Below are 8,159 nucleotides of genomic sequence, written 5' to 3' on the forward strand. Positions count from 1 at the left end.
CATCCACTTTATACTATGTGAGTTATATGACTTATTACTATAAATACCATATAAATATCATTTTTTAATGGAAAGTAATGGTTTTTATATGATATTTGTTAAAAATATGATATTTTGGTGTGTCTGTTAATGTTAAATATAAATAATTAATTGTTTTCATTTTGTTGTTTGTATTGTTTATATTTTATTTTTAGTGTTTTGAAAGTGATTATTATTGTTGATATAGTATGGGTAAAGCACAAGTATATTGTGAGCCGTTTTGTATTGAAGAGGGCTATCAATTTGAAATCCACAAGGTTCAATACGAGCAAGACTCTTCTTATTCTTGTTTTATGCATTTTCATGAAGTGCATGAATTGATTATTTTTGAACAAATTGAAGGTAAATATTTTTACAGTCAGGGAGAGTCTGAATTACAAAATAACGATATTGTTTATACTCCAGCATTAGAAACCCATGACTTCGAACTCAATCAGCAGCAAAAGTCGTGGTATATCATTCAATTTATTCCAGAACTTTTTAATGATGTTGAATTAAAAAAGATTGCGGGTAAATTTGAGCGAGGTCAACACCTGCGCTTAAAAGGCGAGCACTTAGCAATTGTACAAAGTCAGGTTAAATGGTTGCACCAAAGCTATCTTGAAAATCCATTAAGTGGAATTAGTTTAACGTTATTACGTTTACTAATACTTTGGATAGCAGAGCATGCTAACCAAGTGAACCCACCAAATACCTTACCTATACATTCAAGCGTCGGTTACCAAAAAATAGCACCGGTTATTGATTTATTCCGTCAAAACTCTAGCGTAGAATTAACTTTAGTTGAGGCGGCAGAAGAATGTTTTATGTCACCATCACATTTTTCTCGATTATTTAAATCTATCTTTAGATGTAATTTTTCCGAATATAGTTTGCGGCATAAACTGTATTCCGCAGCGCGCTTAATTAGTCAAACCGATCGCTCTATTACAGATATTAGCTTCGACCTCTATTTTTCTAGTCCATCTCATTTTATCTCTCAATTCAAAAAACAATTTAAAGTTACTCCTTTTAATTATAGAAAAAACCTTAAAAAAAGAGCCAGCACAAGAGCTCAAACATAGAACTTATACCAAGTCCGTTAAATTACTGAACCAGAAATAAGTCACAGTTAGAAAATGTCATTTACTTGGGCAGTACAACTAAGCTGCAATTATCTAGTTCTAACAACATCAATCGGATACTTGAAATTGAATAAGGCATATATTTAAGGTCTTAAAAGAGCGAAAAGCGGATGTTAGCTGTTAAAGTTTTAACGGCAGCAATTAGCCATAAGTGGACCTTACTTTTTTCAAACTTTGTAGGGCATTAAACAAGGCCAATATGGGGGCGGCGACTATAAGATAGTCAAAAAGCTAATTAAAGTAGATAGGAATGAGATGGATTATATATTTCCAACAATTATCATTATACCTAGTTGCACTATTTAAAATTTGTTGATATATCCTCACCTTCTGCTCATGTTAACTTATATATATTTTTTAAGGTATGTGAGGAAATTGCACAGTTAATTGCTATTAGAAAAATTTTTACCACTAAACCCTTTATTTTAGAAGAGCTGTAAGATGAAATTATTATTGGTTGAAGATTCCCAAGCACTGTCTAGGGCTGTCGTTAAAGCGTTGAAAGCTTCAGGGTTTGCGGTAGACGCAACAGGTAATGGCTCTGATGGTTTATGGATGGCATTAGAGAATGACTATGACGTGATTATTCTCGATATTATGCTTCCGGGGTTAGATGGTCGAGAAGTGCTTAAAAAGTTGAGGGAAGCTAACAATGAAACACCGGTATTATTTTTGACAGCGAAAGATTCTATTGAAGATCGAGTTGCTGGTTTGCGATTAGGCGCTGATGATTATTTGGTGAAATCATTTGCCATTGAAGAGCTTATTGCTCGAGTGGAAGCACTTGCCAGACGAAAGTACCAAACCCGCTCCCCCAAATTAACGGTTGGTGATTTAACTCTAGATCGCTCAGCTAAAACCGTTATGCGAGGAACGCAGAATGTCCCCTTATCTTCTCAACTATTTTCTTTGTTAGAGTACCTCATGTTGCATGAGGGAAGTGTTATTTCTCGCACTCAGATTGAAGAGCATATTTATGACGAACAAGTGTCGCCTATGAGTAACGTAGTTGATACTGCGATATGCGCATTAAGAAAAGCGATTAAGGTATCAAAAAATGATGCCGTACTAATCCATACTCGTAGAGGTATGGGCTATATAATTAGTGTAGAAAAGCCATGAAAAGTATCCGTTCCCAGCTGTTACTGTGGCTAGTGTCAAGCTTTATTGTTATTGCTATTTTAGCAGGAACAACGTTGTACTTTTCTGAAAAACGCAGGCTTGATGGTAGCCTTGATAATGAACTCAATAAGCTCGCTCGCGCGGTTCAGCTAGCCAATAGAATGCCAATGCCACCTCGCCGATTTGACAAAGTGATGAGGGCGGCAATCGATATAGCCAAAAACACCAAACGTCTGCTTAACGATGAAAATAACACGTTTTATTTACAAGCTTGGGATACAGCAGGAACAACACTAAGCAAGTCTGAAAACCTGTTGGACCATCAACTTAGCTATCTAAAAGAGCAACATCAGCAAAGAAATTACAATAGTCAGTTAGCCTCAGGTGAAGATATTCGCATGCACTCGTTTACGATGAAGCTTGGGCCGAGAAGCGATGAAATAACCGTTTCCGTTGCAATAACTAAAACAGAAGTTAATCAACAGTTAGCGACACTCACGTATAAATTGATTATAGGTGGCGCGTTTTTTTTCTTTTTACTGTCATTCATGGTCGTTTTTACCATAAGAAGAACATTAGCGCCGATACAATATCTGTCTGAAAAAGTTGCGGCAGTAGAGGCAGGTTCCTTACACAATAGATTGAATAATGAAGGTGTACCTACGGAAATTAACCCTTTAATCAGTAGGCTCAATCAATTGCTTGCAAGGTTAGAAAAAAGTTTTGAAAGAGAGCGCCAATTCAATAACGATCTAGCTCATGAGTTACGTACCCCGTTAGCAGCTATTCGTACAACAAGTGAAGTAGCAATGAAATGGCCTGAGCAATCAACTGTTGATGATTATCGTTACATTGCAGTATCGTCAGCGCAACTACAAAATACGATAGACAGCTTGCTCTCTTTAGCTCGAATAGAGAACTCTGGCTCTGAAATACTCACTGAAAAAGTGAATGTCTCCACCGTTATTGAAGAATGTATTACTTTGCAATCAACGCTTGTAAAAGAGCGAGGGATAACAATTGCTTTATCCTTGAATGAAGAATGTGTAATAGAAAGTAACCCTCATCTTTTACGTATAATTATTTCCAATCTAATAAATAATGCTGTTGAGTATGCACCTAAAGACAGTGAAGTTTTTCTTAGCTGTAAAAACAGTCATTCGGTTTTTACGGTCGCTAATCTTGCCCCTAACCTAGACAAAATTGACCTTTCGACAATGTTTGACCGTTTATGGAGAAAGGATAGCTCACGAACGGGTACTAATCATGTTGGTTTAGGCCTTTCAATCGCGCATTCGGCTGCAACAGCAATGTCGTTCAAATTAACGGTAGAGCTAGATGAGCAGCAGATGTTAATAATGAACTTGGTTGATGAATAAATCGAACAGTGGAGCTATTTTTATAGCTTCCTTAAAGGCATATTAACTCATGCGTTTTTGCATAACGATACGCCATTTAACTATTAATTTACTATCCTCATCTTCCGCTCATCTTTCTTTAATTATTATATTGTTGTTTATGGTTAAAATTAAAAATATTGGATCAGTATTACTATGATAAAAATTAGAGATAAAAACATGTTTCTTGTGTTGTGTGTTACTTCAGTCTTACTTTTGCTGTCTGCTTGTGGCGGTGGAGGCGATGATACTAAAGTTAACATACCTATTACTGATACATCAGAGCCATCAGAATATCCCAATATACTGCTTATAATTGCTGACGATATGGGTAAAGATGCCACTAATGGATTTTCACAAGGGCAAGTTAAGCCAACGACACCTACGTTAGATGATATTCAAAATTCAGGCTTGTCCTTTAATAATTTTTGGACCTACCCTAGCTGTACCCCAACAAGGGCTTCAATGATTACCGGTAAATATGGTTATAACACTGGCGTAAAGTGGGTTGGTGATGTATTAAATCCTGAAGAAGTGACCTTACAAAGCCATATCAATACCTTAACTAATGACCGTTATTCAACTGCTGCTGTAGGAAAATGGCATATATCGGGGACAGATCCAACAATCAACCCAGAAGATTTTGGTATTGATTTTTACGCGGGGATCATTAGTGGCGAAGTGGATGATTACTACAAGTGGCAAATGTCTGAAGATGGCGCGACTTCTATACAAACAGAGTATGCAACCACAAAGCTCACTAATATTGCTATTGATTGGATAGCAGAGCAACAAAAAGACAAACCTTGGTTTATGTGGATGGCATACAATGCTCCACATACGCCGTACCATGTTCCACCAAGCTCAATGCACTCTCAAGGTGATTTACCAGCGTATAAAAAAGGTATAGACGCGTTACCCTATTACTTGGCTGCGATAGAAGCAATGGACTATCAAATAGGTCGTTTACTCAACAGTATCCCTCAAGATGAATTGGAAAATACGGTAATTATTGTGATGGGAGACAATGGTACTCCTGCTAGTGTTGCGCAGTATCCGTACAGGCAAGGAAGCTCCAAGGGTTCAGTATATCAAGGCGGTGTTAATGTACCACTATTTGTTATGGGTAAAGGTGTAACACGAACTGGCTTGATTGAAAACCTTGCAACGTCAACAGATCTATTTAGCACCATTGCAGAGATTGCTGGTATTGATGAACCCAATATCCATGACAGTTTGAGCTTTAAACCGCTCTTTACTGAGGATGTTCAAATTAGAGATTACCAATACGTTGAAAAGGACGATGGCAATGTTGATATATGGGCGATCAGCAATGGCGAATACAAGCTTATAGTAAATGCTGACGGCACCATGAAACTTTACTCCTTAGCTACCGACCCATATGAAGAGTATGAGTTAATAAGTGGTGGTTATTTAAGCGCAGCAGAACAAGCAATAATTACAGAGTTAGAAGCAGAGATTGATAACATCAGAAATGGTAATGATCCTGAAGCTGTAGAATTTAATACAGGCATGGCTTTTCTCAATGATACCGGAATAACATTTGGTTCAACTGAATCGAATAACGGTACTAACTGTAATACAGGTATCACAGGCAAAAATGGCTCGCTACTGGAACAAGATTGTAGCCAAGGAAGAAGCGCGACTGTTAATTCCGATAGTAATGGTGACGGTGGTTTTGACCTTACTCGTATCAATGCCGATGGTAGTGCTTATAGCGGTAATGGAAACTACGCCTCAAATCCTTGGGCATGTGTTCGTGATAATCGAACGGGCTTGCTATGGGAAGTAAAGACTAATGATGGTGGCATACACGATGCGAGCAACTTTTATCGCTGGGGGGGCTTAACAGCAAAAGATAGGGATAATGAAGATAGAGATGGTGATTACTATGATGACTGGAATAACCTAATTATCGCTACCAATGAGAAAAGTTTCTGCGGTTATAGTGATTGGCGCATACCGGATAATGCTCAGTTCATGTCTTTGGTTAATTATGGTAAAGGCTTTGGTCCATTCTCTTTCAAAATTGATCAAGACTATTTTCCTAATACAACGGGAGATTTTTACTGGACATCATCGCCTTATCGCGGTGCACATAGTGAGTTTTATGCTTGGGCATTTCAATTAGCATTTGGTAATAACAAGAATCTTCAGCGCTACCAAGCATCACCAGTGCGCCTCGTGAGAGTAATGGATCCTTTCAATAACAGTGTTGAACAAACACCTGATGAACGTTATAAGGTACACGATGATGGCACAGTGACAGATTTAGGAACTGGTTTGATGTGGACTCAGTGTGTGGCAGGTCTTAGCGGTGTATTCTGTGATAACGGTGCAGCAGAAAAGATGGATTGGGCATCAGCATTAGAACATGTTCAAACTAGCGAATTAGCAGGGTATAACGATTGGCGCTTGCCTAATATTAAAGAGCTTTTCTCATTAGTTGATTTCAACCGAGTTGAACCAGCGATTAATTTGAACATCTTCCCAGGGACTACGGTTGAGTACACTTGGAGTTCATCACCAATGATCGATTTCGCACAGGATGCTTGGTTCGTCAATTTCAAAGCTGGTTTGAATTGGTTTAAAGGTCGCAGTAGTACTCACTTAGTAAGAATGGTACGACCGGGCAGAGACGATCATGCTTTAGCTGACGTTGACCAACAAGAAACCCCAGCTATTGATGTTGATGATGGGTTAGGTACGCCTGCCAGTGCTATTTCACCAGTCGATGTTCATGCCCAGGTTCTAATTAATGAGCAAGGTTATACTGGTGACCCCACTACGGGGCGCGATTTGCCTAATATCAATTCAGATGAGGCTCAACTTGGTAAAGCCTTGTTTTACTCTAAACGTTTAAGTGGTGAGTACGACACCGCATGTGCGTCTTGTCATCACCCAATGCTAGGTGGTGGCGACGAACTTTCGTGGCCTGTAGGTTATGACGCGGTTGATGTTTTTCATAATTTTTCTTCCAATACATTAGGTAGTGGCCGTTACTTCAACGGCAGTGAAGCACATGAATTGCCTGGCTACCCCGTTATTGGCCGCAATGCACCAACAGTTTTCAATATAGGATTGTTGGATCGGGGGTTATTCTGGGATTCCCGTATTGAAAGTGCCAGTAATACCCCAGGAGCAAGAGGAACAGATGGTGGGATTATTACTCCTGATTCAGTGAATTATGGCGCTGTAGATAATAACATTCCAGAAGGCTCATCATTAGCTAATGCGCAATCACGATTCCCAACGGTAATTGAAAACGAAATGCGAGGAGAAGAGTCACTTTCTACCTCCAATCAAGCATACAGAGATATGTTAGCCGCTCGTTTTGTTGGTGATGCTGAATGGGAAGCTTTGTTTCAGAGCGCCTACGGCGATACTGTAATTAACTTCGATCGTATTGCACAGGCATTAGCCACTTTTGAAGAGTCTATGGTATTTGTCGATAACCCTTGGAAAGAATATGTTGCAGCTTTAAAAGGACATACTGGTGCTAATGTCAATGTGATGACTCTCAATCAAAAAATAGGGGCGGTACTTTTTATGACTGCCGGTGATGAAGGTGGTGCTGCCTGTAGCGAATGTCATTCAGGTGATACATTCACAGATGAAGAATTCCATGCGATTGGTTTAGGACAAGTTGGACCGGGTAATGGTGACAGTACAAGCTTCCCACCGGTGAACAACTCTGATTTTGGCCGTGCCAATATCAGCGGAGATATAGGAGATACATATCATTTTCGTACATCACCGTTATTGAATATCACAGAAACAGGCCCTTACATGCATAATGGCAGTCTATCTACTTTACGACAGGTAATGGATGTTTATGGTAACCCGGGCGGGGCAATGAACGATTTATTGGGTGTTAGTACGATACTTAATGGTAATGCTACTTTTAATGAAATGGGTAATGCTGATTATTGTGAGCTAACATCTATTGTTGATATTATGAATAAAACGGGCGAAACATGTGAGCAGGTTTATAATAATATGAATCCTGATGCATTTAATAATACGCGTATTTTGTTTCGACAAACATTTGATGAAACAGTATCAAATTCACCCGCACCTGAAATTGATATTAATACCGAACAATCGGAAAAAGTAATTGAGTTTATGGGGGCGTTAACCGACCCATGTGTGACAGACAGAGAATGTTTACAACCTTGGATTTTTGATTTGAGTAATTGGACATCTCACCCTGACTATAACGATAATCCTAATTGGATACTCATTGGGGAAGATAAGAATGGTGACAAACTGTAAATAGTGCGGTTTAAATAAGAGCAGATATTAGCGTTAGAGAGTTTATAATTTTCTAAGGTAATGTTCAAAAATCTGTGTCATTTCGGTAAACTGGTAAAAAACAGGAATGACACATGACAAATCAATTCAACTTCGAAGATGCAGTTAAAGCACTTCAATCAGGTAAAAAACTTACTGGTAA

Annotated in this window: 4 protein-coding genes; all 4 read left to right on the top strand. The window is 38.6% G+C overall.

What is annotated here, in order from left to right:
* Positions 1 to 227 precede the first annotated feature (227 nt).
* The 4 genes from AC0UA9_RS16095 (at position 228) to AC0UA9_RS16110 (ending at position 7,978) form a co-directional block, all read left to right on the top strand.
* Positions 228 to 1,103, top strand: coding sequence for a helix-turn-helix transcriptional regulator (locus AC0UA9_RS16095; protein WP_475661570.1), 876 nt, complete (start codon positions 228 to 230; stop codon positions 1,101 to 1,103).
* A 501-nt stretch (positions 1,104 to 1,604) separates the two neighbouring features.
* Positions 1,605 to 2,285: a response regulator transcription factor gene (locus AC0UA9_RS16100; protein WP_475661571.1), complete on the top strand. Its 681-nt coding sequence runs from the start codon at positions 1,605 to 1,607 to the stop codon at positions 2,283 to 2,285.
* Positions 2,282 to 3,664, top strand: coding sequence for a sensor histidine kinase (locus AC0UA9_RS16105; protein ID WP_475661573.1), 1,383 nt, complete (start codon positions 2,282 to 2,284; stop codon positions 3,662 to 3,664). The genes AC0UA9_RS16100 and AC0UA9_RS16105 overlap by 4 nt, the downstream gene beginning before the upstream one ends.
* A gap of 174 nt (positions 3,665 to 3,838) precedes the next feature.
* Positions 3,839 to 7,978: an Lcl domain-containing protein gene (locus AC0UA9_RS16110; protein ID WP_475661575.1), complete on the top strand. Its 4,140-nt coding sequence runs from the start codon at positions 3,839 to 3,841 to the stop codon at positions 7,976 to 7,978.
* The last annotated feature ends 181 nt before the right edge of the window (positions 7,979 to 8,159 follow it).

Source organism: Colwellia sp. F1 (genome assembly GCF_056238625.1).

Excerpts from the sequence above, each read along its gene's own strand:
- AC0UA9_RS16095 (WP_475661570.1), top strand. The coding sequence starts at position 228 with ATGGGTAAAGCACAAGTATATTGTGAGCCGTTTTGTATTGAAGAGGGC.
- AC0UA9_RS16100 (WP_475661571.1), top strand. The coding sequence starts at position 1,605 with ATGAAATTATTATTGGTTGAAGATTCCCAAGCACTGTCTAGGGCTGTC.
- AC0UA9_RS16105 (WP_475661573.1), top strand. The coding sequence starts at position 2,282 with ATGAAAAGTATCCGTTCCCAGCTGTTACTGTGGCTAGTGTCAAGCTTT.
- AC0UA9_RS16110 (WP_475661575.1), top strand. The coding sequence starts at position 3,839 with ATGATAAAAATTAGAGATAAAAACATGTTTCTTGTGTTGTGTGTTACT.